We start from the raw sequence: 17,894 nt of genomic DNA, 5'->3' as shown, positions 1-17,894 counted from the left end.
ATGGCTGTAACCACAGCCCTTCCCGTCGCTGTCATCGGCGCGGGTCCCGTCGGCCTCGCCGCGGCAGCGCACCTGGTCGAACGCGGCCTTGAGCCGCTCATCCTTGAGGCCGGTCCGACGGCAGGCACCGCGGTCGAGCAGTGGCGCCACATCCGGCTGTTCTCGCCATGGCAGTACAACACCGACGCCGCCGCCCTCCGCCTGCTCGCCGCTACCGGTTGGGAAGCTCCTGAGCCGACGGCACTGCCCACCGGCGGCGAGCTCATCGACCAGTACCTCACCCCGCTCGCTTCCCTGCCCGCGGTCGCGTCCCGCCTGCACACCGGCGCCCGCGTCGTCGCGGTAACGCGCCTGGGGATGGACAAGACCCACAGCCGGAACCGTGACACCACTCCCTTCGTGGTCCGGGTCGAGCACGCCGACGGCGAAGTCCGTGACTACCAGGCCGCCGCTGTCATCGACGCCTCCGGGACGTGGTCCACCCGCAACCCGCTCGGAACCTCCGGGCTTCCCGCTGCCGGCGAAACCGCTGCTGCGGCGTACGTCTCTTCCCCGCTGCCGGACGTCCTGGGCCGGGACCGTGCCGCATTTGCCGCGCGCACCGCCGTCGTGGTCGGCGCTGGCCACTCCGCTGCCAACACCCTGATCAACCTCTCCGAACTCGCAGCCGAGGTGCCCGGGACAAAGATCGTGTGGGCCATCCGCGGCGCTTCGGCAGCCAAGGTCTATGGCGGAGGCGACGCCGACGGCCTCGCCGCCCGCGGCCAGCTCGGCAGCCGGCTCCGCGCCCTGGTGAAGAGCGGCACCGTGGAACTGCACACCGGCTTCGGGATCGCGTCCCTCGCCGCCGCGGAGGGCGGCGCCGTCACGCTGACCGCCACCGACGGCCGCACCCTCGAGGCCGACGTCGTGGTACCGGCCACCGGCTTCCGACCGAACCTGGACATGCTCCGGGAACTCCGGCTGGAACTCGATCCCGGCGTCGAAGCGCCTCGGGAACTTGGCCCCCTGATCGACCCCGAATTCCACTCCTGCGGCACCGTCGAACCGCACGGCGCCAAGATGCTGGCCCACCCGGAGCAGGACTTCTACATTGTCGGCATGAAGTCCTACGGCCGGGCACCCACCTTCCTGCTGGCCACCGGCTACGAACAGGTCCGCTCGGTTGCCGCCGCTCTCGCCGGAGACCGTGAGGCCGCCGACACCGTCCAGCTCGAGCTGCCCGAGACCGGCGTCTGCTCCTCGGACATCGGCACCAGCTGCGACGTCCCGGCCGCCACCACCGCGAATTTTGGAGCGGAAATCTCCGGAGGGTGCTGCGGTGCGCCCGAACCCGTCCTCGTGGGCTTCCCCACCGGGCTGGCCCACGGCCGCTCCGGCGGGAACTGACCCGCCGGAAAAGAATTTCGAATCCCACCCATCCCTTTGTGCCGAGCGCCCGAATACTCAGTGAGACACCAACCAAGGGTAGGTGCCCACCAGTCGGATAAGGGCCACAGCGGCAAAGACGTTCGTTGCTGGCAATGAAATCGGCACAACAAAGGAGATTCGAAATGCAGACCATCAAGCGCACGACTTTCGCCGTTGCAGGTATCGCTGCCGCAGCCATGCTCAGCCTCACTGCCTGCGGCGGATCCAGCACCGGTTCCAGCTCCTCCTCGGCTCCGGCCTCCACGCCGGCCGCGTCGAGCATGGCGCCGTCGCCGTCGATGAGTTCCTCGGCCGCGGCGATGGACCCGGCCGCCGACCTGGTCGGTTCCGGCTGTGCCGCCTACGCGGCCCAGGTTCCCAGCGGTGCGGGCTCCGTCTCCGGCATGGCCCTGGATCCGGTTGCCGTGGCCGCCTCCAACAACCCGATCCTGACCACCTTGACCGCCGCTGTCTCCGGCAAGCTCAACCCCAAGGTCAACCTGGTGGACACCCTGAACGGCAGCGAATTCACCGTCTTCGCCCCGACCGATGACGCGTTCAAGAAGATCGACGCCGCCACCATCGAAACGCTCAAGACCGACGACGCCCTGCTGAGCAAGATCCTGACCTACCACGTTGTGCCCGGCAAGATCAGCCCGGACCAGATCGTCGGCACCCACAAGACGGTCCAGGGCGGGTCCGTCACCGTCTCCGGCACCAAGGACGCGCTCAAGGTTGACGGCGCCAACGTCGTCTGCGGCGGCGTCAAGACCGCCAACGCCACGGTCTACATGGTTGACTCCGTCCTGATGCCCAAGTAGGCAACCCCGATCCCTCCTGTCCCGGCGCCGGACTGACTCCCCGGCCGCCACGAGGAGAAACGAAGGCCCGCACCGCCCGGTGCGGGCCTTCGCCTGTCCCGGGGGGATTCCGCAGCCCGGTCTACTAGACTGGGGCTGTTCCGCAGCCGGCGGCCTTACAGTTCCCAGAGGTGATTCCTTCAGTGCCCAGCAGTCCCGCGCCGACCACGGCAGGCCCCAGCAGGACGTTGCGCCGCATCGCTGCCGGCCTCAGTGCAGCCCTGTTGCTGGCCCCGCTCGCAGCCTGCACCGGAACCCCGGCGCCGGCGCCGGCGTCGTCGTCCACCGCCAGCGTCTCCGACGCCGCCCCCACCGCCACGTTCAGCTTTGGCACCGCCTCGCGTCCGCTGGGCCTGGACCCGGCCCTTGTGTCCGACGTCGACTCCTACCGCATCACCCGCCAGGTGCTCGAAGGGCTGATCGGCGTGGACCAGACCAGCGGCAAGCCCACCCCCCTGCTCGCCACGGAGTGGAGCGACAGCAACGAGGGCCGCGCCTACACTTTCAAGCTCCGCGGGAACGTGAAGTTCCAGGACGGCACGGCCTTCGACGCGGCCGCGGTGTGCATCAATTTCAACCGCTGGTTCAACTTCCCCGAGGCCCTCCGGAAGCAGGCAACCGGCAGCACCTTTAAGGGTGTGTTCAAGGCCCACGCCGACCAGGCCTCGCTGTCCATCTACAAGAGCTGCACCGCGCTGGCGGCGGACAGTGTCCGGATCGACCTCACCCAGCCGTTCACGGGCTTCCTCCAGGCGCTGACGCTGCCTGCTTTTGCGATGTCCTCGCCGAAAGCCCTCGCCGCACAGTCCGCCGATTCCCTGACCCAGAGCCGTGAAGGGCAGGCCGTGTCCGCCTATGCCCTGCACCCGGTGGGCACCGGGCCCTACGTTTTCGGTTCCTGGGACAACAACACGGTCACCCTGACCAGCAACAAGGACTACTGGGGCGACAAGGGCCAGATCGGAACCATCAACTTCATCAGCTACGACCACCCCCAGACCCGGCTGCAGGCGCTGCTGGACGGCAAGATCGACGCCTACGATTCCGTCACCGTGGGAAATTTCGACCAGCTGGTCAAGCGCGGCAAGCAGATCATCCAGCGCGACCCGTTCTCGGTCATGTACCTGGGCATGAACCAGGAAGTGCCCGTGCTGCAGAACCTGAAAGTCCGGCAGGCGATCGAGATGGCCCTGGATAAGGACACCCTGATCCGCAAGTTCTTCATCGACAACACGGCGGCGGCCTCGCAGTTTGTGCCGCCGAAACTGAGCGGTTTCAACAACAACGCCCCCTCACTGGGACACGACCCGGCCAAGGCCAAGGAGCTCCTGGCCGAGGGCGGGTACAAGGGCGAGGAACTGAAGTTCTACTACCCGCTCAATGTCGCCCGGCCGTACCTGCCGACGCCGGAAAAGGTCTACGCCGAGATCAGCCGCCAGCTCACCGCCGTCGGACTGAACATCAAACCGGTTCCGGTGGACTGGTCCGACGGCTACCTCCAGAAAGTCACCTCCCCCGGGGACCACGCCCTGCACCTGCTGGGCTGGAACGGGTCCTACGCCGACCCGGACAACTTCGTGGGCCCGCTGTTCGGCGAGAACACCGGCGAGTTCGGCTATCAGGACCCGCAGGTCTTCTCGAAGATCTCCCGGGCCCGGGGCCTGCCCGAGGGCAAGGAACGCACCGAGCAGTACCAGACCATCAACGCCCAGATCGCCGCGACGGTCCCGGCCGTGCCGATCGCGTTCCCGATCTCGGCGCTGGCGCTCTCGGACCGGGTCCTGAAGTACCCGGCCTCGCCGGTGCTGAACGAAGTTTTCACGAAGGTCGTGCTAAAGCCTTGACGGAGGCACCCAATTTCAGTTAGTGGGCGGTGCAGGGATATTCTGTGACAGCCAGAGCCGCTGCTATCGGAGACTGATGTGACTTTCATTTCCAAGACCCACCATGCCGACGTCGTCCTGATTGGCGGCGGCATCATGAGCGCCACGCTGGGCGCCTTCCTCAAGCAGCTGGAGCCGAACTGGACCATTTCGCTGTTCGAGCGCCTGGACCAGCCGGGCCTGGAAAGCTCCGATCCCTGGAACAACGCCGGCACCGGGCACGCCGCCCTGTGTGAGCTCAACTACTCCCCCGCAGCCAAAGACGGCTCGGTGGACCCGGCCAAGGCCCTGCACATTAACGAGCAGTTCCAGCTCTCCCGCCAGTTCTGGTCCCACCTGGTCACGAACGGCATGATCGGCTCCCCCAAGGGCTTCATTAACACCGTCCCGCACATGAGCTTCGTGGTGGGCGACGCCAACGCCAAGTTCCTGCGGACCCGCTACGAGGCCCTCAAGCCGAACCCGCTGTTCCGTTCCATGGAGTTCTCCGAGGACCACGACCAGATCGCCAAGTGGGCGCCGCTGATCGTCAAGGGCCGCGACCCGAAGCAGCACATCGCCGCCACCCGCGCCGCGGAAGGTACCGACGTCGACTTTGGCGCCCTGACCCGGGAGCTGACCGGCTACCTCGGCAACAACGGCGTCGAAATCAACTACGGCCACGACGTCACCGGCATCAAGCGGGCCTCCGACGGCGGCTGGGACCTCGCGCTCAAGCACCCCCGCTCCGGCGAACACGGCTCCATCCACGCGAAGTTCGTCTTCGTCGGCGCCGGCGGCGGCGCCCTGCACCTGCTGCAGGCCTCGGGCATCCCCGAGAGCAAGGGCTTCGGCGGCTTCCCGGTCTCCGGCCAGTTCTTCCGCTGCACCGACGAGACCCTCGCCGCCCAGCACAGCGCCAAGGTCTACGGCCAGGCCTCGGTGGGCGCCCCGCCCATGTCGGTGCCGCACCTGGACACCCGGTTCGTCAACGGCAAGCGCTCCCTGCTCTTCGGACCCTACGCCGGCTTCTCCACCAACTTCCTCAAGAACGGCTCCTACCTGGACCTGCCGCTGTCCATCCGCCCCTCCAACATCATCCCGATGCTGGCCGTGGCAAAGGACAACATGGACCTCACCGCCTACCTGGTCAAGGAAGTCGCCAAGCGCCACGGCGCCAAGGTGGAGGCCCTGCGGGAGTACTACCCGGAGGCCAGGGACGGCGACTGGGAACTCATCACCGCCGGCCAGCGGGTCCAGATCATCAAGAAGGACCCCAAGAAGGGCGGGGTGCTGCAGTTCGGCACCGAGGTCATCGCCGGTCGCGACGGCACCATCGGCGCGCTCCTGGGCGCGTCCCCGGGAGCGTCCACCGCGGTGCCGATCATGATCGAGCTGCTGCAGAGGTCCTTCCCGAAGAACTTCAAGGGCTGGCAGTCCAAGCTCAAGGAGATGATGCCCGGCTACGGCGTCAAGCTCAACGAGAACCCGGACCTCGCGGCCCAGCTCGAGGCCGACACGGCCCGGGCGCTGCAGCTGGAACCGGTTCCAGCCGCCCGCTGAAACTCTGCCGGGTTGCGGCACATTGAGTCCCATTGAGGCGTTCCGTCGTGGCGAGCGTCCGCTAACCCCCAGGAGACCATGAGATGTTCCGGCTGGCCAAGCTCTCGCTAGGAAACCGGGCGCTGATCGCGCTGATCACCGTCTTCGCGTCTGTTTTCGGCGTGATCACGATGTCCTCGCTCAAGCAGGAGCTCATCCCGTCCATCGAGTTCCCGCAGATCACGGTCATCACCGCGATGCCCGGCGCCTCGCCGGAGGTCGTGGACAAGCAGATCAGCGGCCCGCTCGAGACGGCGCTCAACGGCGTCGAGGGTCTGGAGTCGACGTCGTCGACCTCACGCAACGGCGTCTCGCAGATCACCCTGGTGTTCACCTACGGCTCCAACCTGGACCGTGCCCGGAACCAGATCGACCGCGCCATCTCCAACGCCAAGCAGGCGCTGCCCAAGGACGTGCAGCCGCAGGCGATCGCCGGCAGCATCAGCGACTTCCCGATCGTTTACCTCGCGGTGTCCTCGGACAAGCCGCTGAGCGAGCTGAACGCGGACCTGGCCCGCCTGAGCGTGCCGCGGCTGCAGAAGCTCGACGGCGTGCGCGGCGCCGAGGTGACCGGCGGCGCCACCCAGCACATCAAGATCCTGCCGCGGCCCGAGGCAATGGCCGCGTCCGGCGCCACCATCGCCGCCATCACCGACGCGCTGAAGAACAACGGATCGCTGGTGCCGGCCGGCAGCATCGAGGAGCAGGGCAAGACGCTGTCGCTGCAGATCGGCAGCCCGGTGGACTCCCTCGACGCGGTCAAGGCCCTGCCGCTGGGCGGCGCCCGCGACGCCGCCACGATCGGCTCCGTCGCGGATGTCAGCATCACCGAGGACGCCCGCACCTCGATCACCCGGACCAACGGCAAGGAAACCCTGGCCCTCTCGGTCACCAAAAAGCCCGAGGGCGACACGGTGGGCATCTCGCATGCGGTGAAGGATTCCATCCCGCAACTCGAGGCCGAACTGGGCTCGAACGCCGCATTCACCCCGGTCTTCGACCAGGCCCCGTTCATCGAGAAGTCCATCAAGGACCTCACCACCGAGGGCCTGCTGGGACTGGGTTTCGCCGTCGCCGTCATCCTGTTGTTCCTGCTCTCGGTGCGCTCCACGCTGGTCACGGCCGTGTCCATCCCGTTGTCCCTGCTGATCACCTTCATTGGTCTCACCGCGACCGGGTACTCGCTGAACATCCTGACCCTGGGCGCGCTGACCATCGCGATCGGCCGGGTGGTGGACGACTCGATCGTGGTGATCGAGAACATCAAACGGCACCTCAGCTACGGCGAGCAGAAAATCACCGCCATCCTCACCTCCATCCGGGAGGTTGCCGGCGCCATCACCGCCTCCACCCTCACCACGGTGGCGGTCTTCCTGCCGATCGCCTTCGTGGCCGGACTCGCCGGGGAGCTCTTCCGGCCCTTCGCGCTCACCGTCACTATTGCTCTGGTGTCCTCGCTGCTGGTCTCGCTGACGATCGTGCCCGTGCTGGCGTACTGGTTCCTGCGGACTCCGGCGGACACAGCCGGGACCGCCGTGTCCGAGGCCACCGCCCGGGAGACCGCGGCCAAGGCGCACGAGGCCGAGCAGCGCAGCTTCCTGCAGCGCGGCTACCTCCCGATCCTCACCAAGACCCAGCGGCACCCCGTGATCACCCTGGTGGCGGCCGTCCTGGTGCTCGGCGGGACCGCCGCGATGTCCCCGCTGCTGGCCACCGACCTGCTGGGCCGCTCCGGCGAAAACAGCATGACGGTGCGGCAGGCCCTTCCGGCCGGGACGAGCCTGGCCGAGGGCAGCGCCGCGGCCATCAAGGTTGAGTCCGTGCTGCGGGGCATCGAGGGGGTCAAGGACGTCCAGGTCACCACCGGCAACGCCCAGTCCGGGTTCTCCGCGCTGCAGTCCACCGGGGCAGCCAATTCCAGCTTCACAGTCGTCACCGAGGAGAAGTCCAACCAGGGCAAGCTGCAGGACACCGTCCGCAGCGAACTCGCCAAGATCTCCGGCGCCGGCAAGATCACCGTCGGCTCCCAGCAGGGCGGCTTCGGCACGACGTCGACGGTCGACATCACGCTCAAGGCCGCCAGCTCCGCGGACCTCCGCACCGCCAGCGACGCCATGGTCAAGGCCATGGACGGCGTCCCCGGCTCGTCCGAAGTCAGCACCAATCTGGCCGCCAGCCAGCCGGTGGTCCAGGTCAAGGTGGACCGCGCCAAGGCCGTCGCGGCCGGCCTGAACGAACAGCAGGTCGCCGGGGTACTGGCCTCCACCATCAGCCCGATCCCGGCCGGCACGGTCCGCATCGGGACCAACGATTTCCCTGTCCGGATCGGCGAGGGCACCCGCTTCACCAGCATCGCCGCCGTCCGGGACCTCCCGCTGCCGACGGCTCGCGGCCCGGTGCCGCTGTCCTCGATCGCCTCGGTGGAACAGGTGGACGTCCCGGTCTCCATCACAGCCAGCAACGGCCAGCGGACCGCGCGCGTGTCCGTCACGCCGTCTGGCGGCAACCTCGGCGCGGTCAGCACCGAGGTGCAGGCCCGGCTCAAGACCGTCCAGCTGCCGCCGGGCGTAACTGCGGAGATCGGCGGAGCCACCACGCAGCAGGCCGAGTCCTTCGGGCAGCTGGGGCTGGCGCTGCTGGCCGCCATCGCGATTGTCTACGTGATCATGGTGGCCGCCTTCAAGTCGCTCGTGCAGCCGCTGATCCTGCTGGTTTCGGTCCCGTTCGCGGCTACCGGCGCCATCGCGCTGCTGCTCGTGACCCGCGTGCCGCTGGGGCTGCCGTCACTGATCGGCATGCTGATGCTGGTGGGCATTGTGGTGACCAACGCGATCGTGCTGATTGACCTGATCAACCAGTACCGCCAGCCCCGCAACGGCGAGCCGGGCATGAGCGTGGCGGACGCGATCACGCACGGCGCCCGGCAGCGCCTCCGGCCGATCCTGATGACCGCGCTGGCCACGGTCTTCGCGTTGACCCCGATGGCGCTGGGACTGACCGGCGGCGGCGGTTTCATCTCCCAGCCACTGGCCATTGTGGTGATCGGCGGCCTCATTTCCTCCACCGCGCTGACCCTGGTCCTGGTCCCGGTGCTCTACCGGCTGGTGGAGGGCCGGCGCGAACGCAAGGCGCTGCAGAAGGCCCACGCCGTCAAACCCGCCCACGGCCGCCGCGCCCAGCCCTCCCCCGCGGACGCCCCTGCGGACGCCCATGCCGAGACCTCCCGGGACGCCGATGGCACCGCTGCAGACGCCCGTGCCGAGACCTCCCGGGACGCCGGCCGAGACGCCGGGCCGGACCAGCCGGACGACGCCGACGAACCGGACGAGGCCCCGGCGCTCCGCAGCTGACCCGACCGGCCCTCCCAACTAGTTGGGGGCGGAAGCGGGCGTCGTGGCGGGGGTTTCAGTGGCGGCAGGGGCCGGGTCTGAGAACGCGAGCCGGGGCACCAGCACCAGGGCGGCGGCCGCGGCCAGTCCTGTGACCCCGCAGATGGCCCAGACCGTGAGGTAGCCGGCCAGCGGCGCCGCGGTCTGGGCCGCGTCCGCGGCAGCACCGGCGTCGCCCAGGACGTGGCTGAGCAGCGCAATGCCGAAGACCGCGGAAGCGAAGGCGCCCCCGATGGTCTTGGTGGTGTTGGTCAGCCCTGTGGCCATCGCGGTCCGGTTCAGCGGCGCCGCGGCAGCCGCAGCGGAAGGCAGTGCCGCCACCAGCGCCCCGGAGCCGACGCCGGCCACCGCCATGTTGACCAGCGCCTCAGCCAGGCTGCCGTGCAGGGGCAAAAACAGCAGGTAGCCGACGCCCACAAGCGCCGCCGCGCCCACGAGGGTCCAGCGCGGGGTCAGCCGGCGGGTTACCACGGGGTAGAGCAGTGCCCCCACCAGCAGGGCGAGCACGTAAACACCGATGATGATCGAAACCTGGCCCGCACGCAGCCCCAGCCCGTAGCCGTGGAGCGCGGGATCGGTCCGGGCAAAGGTGGAGAGCGGGGCCTGGGCACCCAGCACGGAGACGCCAAACAGGCCCGCGGTCAGCTGCACGGGCCACATGGACTTGGACCGCAGCATCCGGATATCCACCAGGGGGTCCTCGCGGCGCAGCTGGACGCGGACGAAGGGAATAAAGACCAGCAGCCCGGCCGCGACCAGCACCCAGGCCCACCAGGCACCGGGTCCGTTGAGCCGCATGAACGTCAGCCCGGAGGTAATCAGCAGCAGCCCGACGGCGAGCAGCGCGAAGCCGCCGGTGTCCACGCGGCCGCTGGCGCGCCCGGTCGATTCCGGCACGCCGAAGCGGATGGCGAACCAGCAGGCGGTCACGGCCAGCGCCGGAAGCATCAGCACCAGCTGCAGCTGCCCGGCGAACACTTCCACGAGGGCCCCGGCCGCCAGGGCGCCGGCGATGACGCCGAATTCCAGTGCCCCGACGAGGATGCCCGCGGCGCGGCGGGTGCGGGCGGCGCCGTCGGGCAGCCCGTGCACCCGGCTGAAAACCAGGGCGATCTCCAGCGGGAGCCAGACCACGTAGAAGCCCTGCAGCGACCAGGCGGCCAGGAACGTCCAGAAGTCCGGCGCGAGCACCACACCCCAGGACGCGGCGGCGGTCAGCGCCGTGGAGACCAGCAGGATCCGGCGGTGGCCGTACAGGTCGCCCAGCTTCGCCAGCACGGGCACGGCCAGGGCGCTGACCGTCAACTGGGCGGCCTCGAACCAGTTGACGTCGCCGTCGTGGATCCCCAGGTGCCGGGCGATGTCGGTGAGGATGGGGGTGTAGTAGCCCTGCAGGATTCCGCTGGTGAGTTCCACCAGACACAGAAAAGCAACGATGCGGCGCATGGGAACCTTCCGGGCGGGCTGGACACCTGGCGGCCAGCCGATTGATTGCATCCTAGGGCCGGGCGACGCCGGCTCCCCGGAGGACAGGGAATATCCCGGCGTGGCGGGCGTTGTACCGGACGGTAGATGCAAATGCATCTAAATCGGCTATAGTGGAAACAGCACCGGAAGTTTCCGGCCAGGGAAAGGAACACCATGCAGATCGGCGTCTTCAGCGTCAGCGACATCACCACGGACCCCACCACGGGCCGCACCCCGACCGAACACGAGCGCATCAAGGCCTCGGTGGCGATCGCCAAAAAGGTCGAAGAGATCGGCATGGATGTCTACGCCATCGGCGAGCACCACAACCGGCCGTTCTTCTCCTCCTCCCCCACCACCACGCTGGCCTACATCGCGGCGCAGACGGAACGGATCATCCTTTCCACCGCCACGACGCTGATCACCACCAACGACCCGGTGAAGATCGCCGAGGACTTCGCAATGCTCCAGCACCTCGCCGACGGCAGGGTGGACCTGGTCCTGGGCCGCGGTAACACCGCCCCCGTCTACCCCTGGTTCGGCAAGAACATCCAGGACGGCATCGAACTCGCAATTGAGAACTACTCCCTGCTGCGCCGGCTCTGGGACGAGGACACGGTCAACTGGTCCGGCAAGCACCGCACCCCGCTGCAGAACTTCACCTCCACCCCGCGCCCGCTCGACGGCGTCGCCCCCTTTGTCTGGCACGGCTCCATCCGCACCCCGCAGATCGCCGAGGTGGCCGCGTACTACGGCGACGGGTTCTTCGCCAACAACATCTTCTGGCCCAAGGAGCACTACCAGCAGCTGATCGGCCTGTACCGCGAACGCTACGAACACTACGGCCACGGCAAGGCCGACCAGGCGATTGTGGGCCTCGGCGGCCAGTTCTTTATGCGGAAGAACTCACAGGACGCCGTCAAGGAGTTCCGCCCGTACTTCGACAACGCCCCGGTCTACGGCCACGGGCCCTCCCTGGAGGACTTCACCTCGCAGACCCCGCTGACCGTCGGCAGCCCTCAGGAAGTGATTGAGAAGACCCTGACCTTCCGCGAGTACTTCGGCGACTACCAGCGCCAGCTGTTCCTGATTGACCACGCCGGCCTGCCGCTGAAGACCGTGCTGGAGCAGTTGGACCTGTTCGGCGAGGAAGTCCTGCCCGTGCTCCGCAAGGAATACGCCGAGAAGACCCCGGCACACGTCCCCGAACCGCCCACCCACGCCGGGCGCGTGGCGGCCGCCGTGGCAGCCGGAACCGTCGACGCCGGCACGGTCGAAAACACGCGTCTGGACGCGTGATGTCCGCCAAAACCGATTCGCCCGTGCGCCTGGCCGCGGAAACATGGGAGTCCCTGTTCCGCGCCCAGGTGGCGGTGATGCGCCGCCTGCAGGCGGGGCCTGCCTTCAAGGCGCTGGCCTTGAACGAGTACGACGTGCTGTTCACGCTCTCCGGCTGCCCCTCAGGCTGGCTCCGCCAGAACGAACTCAACGACCATGTGCTCTTGAGCCAGTCGAGCCTGAGCCGGCTGGTGGAGCGGCTGGAAAAGCGGGGGCTGGTGGAGCGCAAACCCGCCCCCGACGACGGCCGCGGCGTGCTGGTCCGGCTCACCGACGCCGGGCGGGACCTGCAGAAGGAGATCGGCCGGGAGCACGTCCGAGACATCGCCGCCCTCGTGGCCCCGGCGCTGACCGCCGAGGAACAGCGCGAACTGCTGCGCCTGACCGAAAAACTGCGGACCTCGGTCCAGGCCCGCTAGCGGATGGTGACGAGCGCGGCCGGGTCCTCGACCGGCAGCTCGCCGGTGACGGTGGCGGTGACCTTGAGCTCCTTCAGCGAGAGGCTGCCCCCCACCGTGGACAGGAAGGCCGTGTCCGAGGAGTCCCGGCCGGCGGTAATCCGGAGCATGCTCTCCCGGGGCGCCAGTCCGGTCGGGTCGATCACGTGCCAGGCGCCGCCGACGTGGGCTTCGGCCACGGCGTGGAAGTCCATCGGGCTCAGCCCGGGCGCGTAGACCGCGGCCAGCCGCGCCGGGACGTTCTTGGACCGCAGCAGCGAGATCGCCAGGTGGGCAAAGTCCCGGCAGACGCCGCGCCGGTGCAGAAGCGTCTCGACGGCGCCGTCGGTCCCCCGCGATGAACCGCTGACGTAGCGCAGTTCGCTGAAGACCCAGTCCCGCACGGCGTGCAGCAGCTCCGCGCCCTGCAGGCCGCCGAACTCGGCATACGCCGTCGGGAGCAGCCGGTCGGATTCGGCGTAGCGGCTGGGACGCACGTAACGGATGAGCTCCATCAGCCCCGGCTCCTCCGGCTCCGCGGACCCGGTGACGGTGGCGCCGTACTCCACCAGGACCTCGGTGGGCTCGGCGAACTCCATGTAGTGGAAGCGCCCGCCGTGGTGGTCGGAGAGTTCGGCCAGGGGCACATCCTCCCCGCCCGCGGTGACCGACAGCGATTCCTCGAAGCCGCTGTAGCCGGGGTTTCGGGCCACGGCCACCGCCATTGCGACCTTGGTGTCGGCCACGGTCTTGAAGGCCAGGCGTGCGGTCACGATGCGTTCCATGGATCTCCGGAGGGGTGCGAGCGAAGCCGCTGAAGTCTCAGCGGGCGGGCAGATGCCCCGGGCCGCAATGAAGCCGGCGGCGGGACTAGTTTTTGATCTTCAGCGACATTAGCATCCGCTGGACGTTGGCGAACTCGGACCCCGCGTTGACGTAGGCGTCCGCTTGGGCCAGCGTGTCAAAGGACTTGGCCGGCGCCACTTTCTGGTCCGGGGCGAACGCCTTCAGCTCGGCCAGGTCCCCGAAGGAGTAGTCGCCTTTCCCCTCGGGACCGCGCACCACGTTCTGCAGGGCGCAGGACTTGCCTTCGGCGCCGCCAACCACGTTGGTGATGCCGTAGGACCCGAAATACTTGTAACCCTGGATCACCCGGAACACCACGTGCGGGTCGATGGTTCCCTCCCCGCCGCGGTGAGGCAGTTCCACCGGAACGCTGCTGACCACCACATACGGTTTCGCGGCCTCGGCCGCGCAGGGGCCGGCCGCCTGGGCCGGCAGCCCGGTCTGCAGCGTGGCCAGGTACCGGCCTTCCGAGTCCTTGACCTCGATCTTGAGCGCCCCCGGCAGGGTGCCCTGCGCCGGGGCGACCGCCTGCGCAATCCATTCCTGCGGCAGGTCGAAACTCACGGTCTTGCCGGGGTCCGTGAAGGTCTTCCAGGCCGCCGCCGTCGCTCCGGCGGAAGCCCCGGCGGAGGCCGTGCCGGAGGCGGCACCCGACGCCGACGCCGAGGCGCCCGGCGCCCCCGGTGCCGTAGCCCCGGCGGAGGGATCCGCCGTCGAGCTCCCGCCCGGGCTGCCCGCCGTCCAGGCCGGTGTGCCCTTGCCGTCGCCACTGCAGCCTGCGAGCGCCGACGCGGTGAGCGCCAGCGCCGCGGCGATCCGGAGTCCTCGGGAAATAGCCGTCCCTGTCATGGAGCCAGCGTAGCCGGGGCCAAAGGGCGTTCAGAGTCTCCGGAGCAGCGTTTCGTAGAACCGGACGCCCCGGCCCAGGGTCTCGAGCGAGATCTTTTCGTCCGCGGCGTGGATCGAGCCCCGGTCCGCGGCGTCCATGGCGAAGGGCGCAAACCGGTAGACCGCGTCGCAGATCCCGGTGAAGCGGCGCGAATCCGTCCCGCCCATCATGATGTACGGCGTGATGAGCGCCTCCGGGAAGGTCTCGGCGATGCAGCCCTCCAGCAGCTCCCACTGGGCTCCCGCAAAGTCGGATACCGGAGTGGGATCGTTGCCCTCCACCACCCGAAGCTCCACCTTCGGATCCCGGATGACCTTCCGCAGCCGCTCCACGGTTCCGGCCACGGTGTCCCCCACGGCGATCCGGATGTTGGCGTTTGCCTTGGCCGTCGCGGCGAGCACATTGGCGCCGGCGCTGCCCTCCAGGGTGGTGACGGCCACCGTGGTGCGGGTCATCGCGTTGGTTTCATTCCCCAGGCGGCCGAAAAGCCACGTCATGGGGACCCTGAGCAGCGACAGGTTCGCGAAGGCGAGCCGCAGCGGGGCCGGTGCGTGAGGACCGAAGCGCCGCAGCATCTCCGCGGTCACCTCCGGCAGGCTCTGCGGGAACGGGCTGCGCTCGATCCGGGTGATGGCCCGGGCCAGCCGCGCCGTCGCCCCCATCCGCGGCGGCGTCGAGGCGTGTCCGCCGGGGTCGCGGGTGAGCAGCTCCACGTCCAGGATCCCCTTTTCGGCCACGCCGACGACGGCGGCCGGCCGGCTTACGCCCGGGAAGGCGCCGCCCGCCACCGCACCGCCCTCATCCAGCACGAGCCAGGGCCGCACTCCCCTGGCGGCGAGCAGCGCGGCGGCGGCCGCGGCGCTCTCCCCAGCGGTCTCCTCGTTGTTACCGAAGGAGAAGTAGACGTCGTGAACCGGGACAAAGCCCTCAGCGAGCAGGGCCTCAGCGGCCTCCAGGATGGCGACCAGCGCACCTTTGTCGTCCAGGGTGCCACGGCCCCACAGGTGGGTGCCGTCGTTGTGGCCGGAGAACGGCGGATGCGTCCAGGCCTGCCCGTCCCCGGCCGGGACGACGTCGTAGTGCGCCATGAGCACGGCCGGGCGGCTCCCGGCGTCGGCAGCGGTGCCGGGCCAGCGGAACAGCAGGGCCAGCCCGTTGACCCGTTCCACCTCCAGCGCGGCGTGGACCGCCGGGTAGAGCGGGGGCAGGGCGGCTAGGAAGGCCTCGAACTCGGCAGTCTCCACCTCGGCGGGAACCCGGGAGGACACGGTGCGGAACGTGACGAGTTCCGCCAGCGAGGCGGCGGCGCGGCGGGCGGACCCGACGGGGTCGGTGGTGTGCATGCGCGACAGCCTACGGCCCGGCCGTGGCCCCGGGCCGCAGGGCCCGCCGCATTTCGGGCAACGAAACACGGCTAGGCTGGGGGGATGGCGGAACAGCACTTTGATGGAGCGGACTTCGGCGAGCCGGACGGCGTCGCGCGGATGTCCGCCGTCGACATCGCGGACTGGCGGCTCCGGACTTTCGCGCTGTACGCCACCGTGCGGAAGATCGCGGCGGACAGCCCGGCCGAGGCGCACTCCTACTGGCGGCACGAGCGGGACCGCATGTTCGGCACGCACCCGGCCTCGCCGCTGACCGACGAGGCCAAGGCCAGCTTCGACGGCCTCAAGACCGCTCACTACGACCCGATCTACCGCTTCCACGTCCCCATCACCAAGGAGGGCGCCGGGCGGGAGATGAACGTCGAGACCGGCACCGACGGCCTGGTCCGCTTTGTCCGGCTCGGCACGTTCGACCTCCCCGAGATGGGCCAGCTGGCCGTCTGGAAGCTCAACGGCTACGGCGGCGGCATCTTCGTGCCGTTCCGGGACGCGACCGCCGGGCAGCCCGGCGGCAGCTACGGCGCCGGGCGGTACCTGCTGGACACCATTAAAGGCGCCTTCCACGGCGTGACCGGTTCCGGGGACGACGCCGAGTTCGTGCTGGACTTCAACTTCGCGTACAACCCCTCCTGCGCGTACAACGAGGCGTGGGCGTGCCCCCTGGCCGGGCCCTCGAACCGCCTGGCCGTGGACATCCCGGTCGGCGAGCTGTACTAGCCGGATGGAGTCGCAGCTACAACAGGCGCAGCCAAACCCGCAGGCCGTTTCATCAGGCTCCTTCGCTCCATCGGTGGCGGTCCGGCGCCGCCACCGGGGTGTGCTCCGCTATCCGGTGGTCCGGCAGCTCCTGCGTTTTACCGGCGTCGGCGTCGTCTGCACCGTGACCTCCCTGGCGCTGTATGCGTTCCTGCGGCCGTGGATCGGGTCCCAGCCGGCCAACGCGGCGGCGCTGATCCTCACCTCGCTGATGAACACGGCCCTGAACCGGCGGCTGACGTTCAAAATCACCGAGCGGCACCGGATGAAGCGCGACCACCTCAACGGGCTGATCGTGATCGTCGTCGCGCTGCTGATCACCGGCGGCAGCCTCGGCATCCTGCACTGGATCAACCCGGACGCGACCGTGGCCGACGAGCTCTGGACCACCACCCTCTCCGGATTCCTGGCCACGGCCGTGCGGTTCACCATGCTCCGGCACTGGATTTTCCGCCGCGCCCGGCACCGCTAGCCGGGATTCAAGCGATCGGATTCAACCGCCGAGGGTACGGACGCTGCCGACGGCGGTGCGCACCGCGGCCGCCGCTTCGTGCAGCTGAGCGGCCGTCACGGAGGAATCGAAGCTGAAGCGCACCGCGGTCTGGGCCACCTCGGCGCCGATCCCCATCGCCAGCAGCACCGGGGACGGCTCGTCGGACCCCGCTGCGCAGGCCGAGCCGCTGGAGCAGATCACCCCCTGCCGCTCCACCTCCAGCAGCACCGATTCGCCGCTGGTGCCGGGGAAGCAGAAGGACGCCACCGAGGGCAGCCGGTCCGCCGGATGGCCGGTGAGGACGGCGCCGGGCACCCCGGAGAGGACGGCGGCAATGAAGTCGTCGCGCAGCCCGGCCACCCGGGCGGACGCTTCCTGCCCGGACGCCGCGGCGAGGCCCAGTGCCGTCGCCAGCGCCACGGCCCAGGCCACGTTCTCGGTGCCGGAGCGGCGGCCGCGCTCCTGCCCGCCGCCGTGGATCAGCGGCTCCAGCCGGGTGCGGCCGCGCACATACAGCGCCCCGCAGCCTTTCGGGGCGCCCAGCTTGTGGCCGGAGATGCTCAGCGCGTCCACGCCGAGTCCGCGCACGTCCAGGGGCAGCCAGCCGGCGGCCTGCACGGCGTCGCTGTGGAACGGGATGCCGAGCCCCCGGGCCAGCGCGGCCAGGCGAGCCACGGGCTGGACCGTTCCCACCTCGTTGTTGGCGTACATCACGCTGGCCAGCGCGGTTTGTGGCCGGAGCACGGCCGCGAGCGCTTCCTCTCGCACCTGCCCGTAGCGGTCCACCGGGACCACGTCGACGGCGAAGCCATGGACGCGTTCGAGGTAGCGGGCGGATTCCTCCACCGCGGGGTGTTCGACGGCGCTGATCGCCACCCGGTCAAGGCGCGGATCGGCCGCGCGCCGGGCCAGGGCGATGCCCTTGAGGGCGAGGTTGTCCGCCTCCGTGCCGCCGGAGGTGAAGACGATCTCGCCCGGCCGGCAGCCCAGTACTTGGGCCGTGGCCTCCCGGGCTCCCGCGAGCGCCCTGGCGGCGGCGTCGCCGAGCGAGTGGTGGCTTGACGGGTTGCCGAAGTCCCCGCTGAGGTAGGGCCACATGGCCTCGAGGACCTCGCGGCGGACCGGCGTGGTGGCGGCGGCGTCGAGGAAGATCACGGTGG

The 17,894-nt window shown here is 69.4% G+C and carries 14 protein-coding genes; 9 read left to right on the top strand and 5 right to left on the bottom strand.

Annotation, left to right across the window (positions count from 1 at the left end):
- The 5 genes from E7Y32_RS11520 (at window position 1) to E7Y32_RS11500 (ending at window position 9,084) form a co-directional block, all read left to right on the top strand.
- On the top strand, window positions 1-1,389 hold the full coding sequence (locus tag E7Y32_RS11520; RefSeq protein WP_146337237.1) for an NAD(P)-binding domain-containing protein: 1,389 nt from the start codon (window positions 1-3) through the stop codon (window positions 1,387-1,389).
- A gap of 164 nt (window positions 1,390-1,553) precedes the next feature.
- Window positions 1,554-2,231, top strand: coding sequence for a fasciclin domain-containing protein (locus E7Y32_RS11515; protein WP_146337236.1), 678 nt, complete (start codon window positions 1,554-1,556; stop codon window positions 2,229-2,231).
- 227 nt (window positions 2,232-2,458) lie between these two features.
- Complete coding sequence (locus E7Y32_RS11510) at window positions 2,459-4,114, top strand: ABC transporter substrate-binding protein (protein ID WP_186467111.1); 1,656 nt, start codon at window positions 2,459-2,461, stop codon at window positions 4,112-4,114.
- A gap of 78 nt (window positions 4,115-4,192) precedes the next feature.
- Complete coding sequence (locus E7Y32_RS11505) at window positions 4,193-5,695, top strand: malate:quinone oxidoreductase (RefSeq protein ID WP_146337235.1); 1,503 nt, start codon at window positions 4,193-4,195, stop codon at window positions 5,693-5,695.
- Window positions 5,696-5,778: 83 nt separating this feature from the next.
- Window positions 5,779-9,084, top strand: a complete 3,306-nt coding sequence (locus E7Y32_RS11500; RefSeq protein ID WP_261382422.1) for an efflux RND transporter permease subunit — start codon at window positions 5,779-5,781, stop codon at window positions 9,082-9,084.
- 18 nt (window positions 9,085-9,102) lie between these two features.
- On the opposite strand, the gene E7Y32_RS11495 is transcribed toward E7Y32_RS11500, so the two are convergent.
- A complete protein-coding gene (locus E7Y32_RS11495) occupies window positions 9,103-10,539 on the bottom strand; it encodes an MFS transporter (protein WP_315897976.1) in 1,437 nt (478 codons plus the stop codon).
- 225 nt (window positions 10,540-10,764) lie between these two features.
- Between E7Y32_RS11495 and E7Y32_RS11490 the strand changes: the two genes are divergently transcribed.
- Together E7Y32_RS11490 and E7Y32_RS11485 are read left to right on the top strand one after the other, a co-directional pair.
- Window positions 10,765-11,889 carry an LLM class flavin-dependent oxidoreductase gene (locus tag E7Y32_RS11490; protein WP_146337233.1) on the top strand — a complete coding sequence of 375 codons (1,125 nt, stop codon included), beginning with the start codon at window positions 10,765-10,767 and terminating at the stop codon, window positions 11,887-11,889.
- Entirely contained in the window at window positions 11,889-12,347 is a 459-nt protein-coding gene (locus E7Y32_RS11485; protein ID WP_146337232.1) for a MarR family winged helix-turn-helix transcriptional regulator, read from the top strand. Before E7Y32_RS11490 ends, E7Y32_RS11485 begins: the two co-directional genes overlap by 1 nt.
- Here the strand turns inward: E7Y32_RS11485 and E7Y32_RS11480 are convergent.
- From E7Y32_RS11480 to E7Y32_RS11470, 3 genes are all read right to left on the bottom strand, one after another.
- Window positions 12,344-13,150: a transglutaminase family protein gene (locus E7Y32_RS11480; RefSeq protein ID WP_146337231.1), complete on the bottom strand. Its 807-nt coding sequence runs from the start codon at window positions 13,148-13,150 to the stop codon at window positions 12,344-12,346. The genes E7Y32_RS11485 and E7Y32_RS11480 overlap by 4 nt on opposite strands.
- A gap of 85 nt (window positions 13,151-13,235) precedes the next feature.
- On the bottom strand, window positions 13,236-14,060 hold the full coding sequence (locus E7Y32_RS11475; protein ID WP_146337230.1) for a hypothetical protein: 825 nt from the start codon (window positions 14,058-14,060) through the stop codon (window positions 13,236-13,238).
- Window positions 14,061-14,090: 30 nt separating this feature from the next.
- Window positions 14,091-15,443, bottom strand: a complete 1,353-nt coding sequence (locus E7Y32_RS11470; protein WP_146337229.1) for a M20/M25/M40 family metallo-hydrolase — start codon at window positions 15,441-15,443, stop codon at window positions 14,091-14,093.
- Between the two features lie 84 nt (window positions 15,444-15,527).
- Here E7Y32_RS11470 and E7Y32_RS11465 point away from each other — a divergent pair, with 84 nt between their 5' ends.
- On the top strand, window positions 15,528-16,202 hold the full coding sequence (locus E7Y32_RS11465; RefSeq protein ID WP_146337228.1) for a DUF1684 domain-containing protein: 675 nt from the start codon (window positions 15,528-15,530) through the stop codon (window positions 16,200-16,202).
- Window positions 16,203-16,206: 4 nt separating this feature from the next.
- Window positions 16,207-16,713: a GtrA family protein gene (locus E7Y32_RS11460; RefSeq protein WP_146337227.1), complete on the top strand. Its 507-nt coding sequence runs from the start codon at window positions 16,207-16,209 to the stop codon at window positions 16,711-16,713.
- A gap of 21 nt (window positions 16,714-16,734) precedes the next feature.
- On the opposite strand, the gene E7Y32_RS11455 is transcribed toward E7Y32_RS11460, so the two are convergent.
- Window positions 16,735-17,889, bottom strand: coding sequence for a cysteine desulfurase family protein (locus E7Y32_RS11455; RefSeq protein ID WP_146337226.1), 1,155 nt, complete (start codon window positions 17,887-17,889; stop codon window positions 16,735-16,737).
- Between the last annotated feature and the right edge of the window lie 5 nt (window positions 17,890-17,894).

It is taken from the genome of Arthrobacter sp. UKPF54-2 (genome assembly GCF_007858535.1).
Classification (GTDB): domain Bacteria; phylum Actinomycetota; class Actinomycetes; order Actinomycetales; family Micrococcaceae; genus Arthrobacter.
This window is presented reverse-complemented; position numbering and strand designations above follow the sequence as displayed.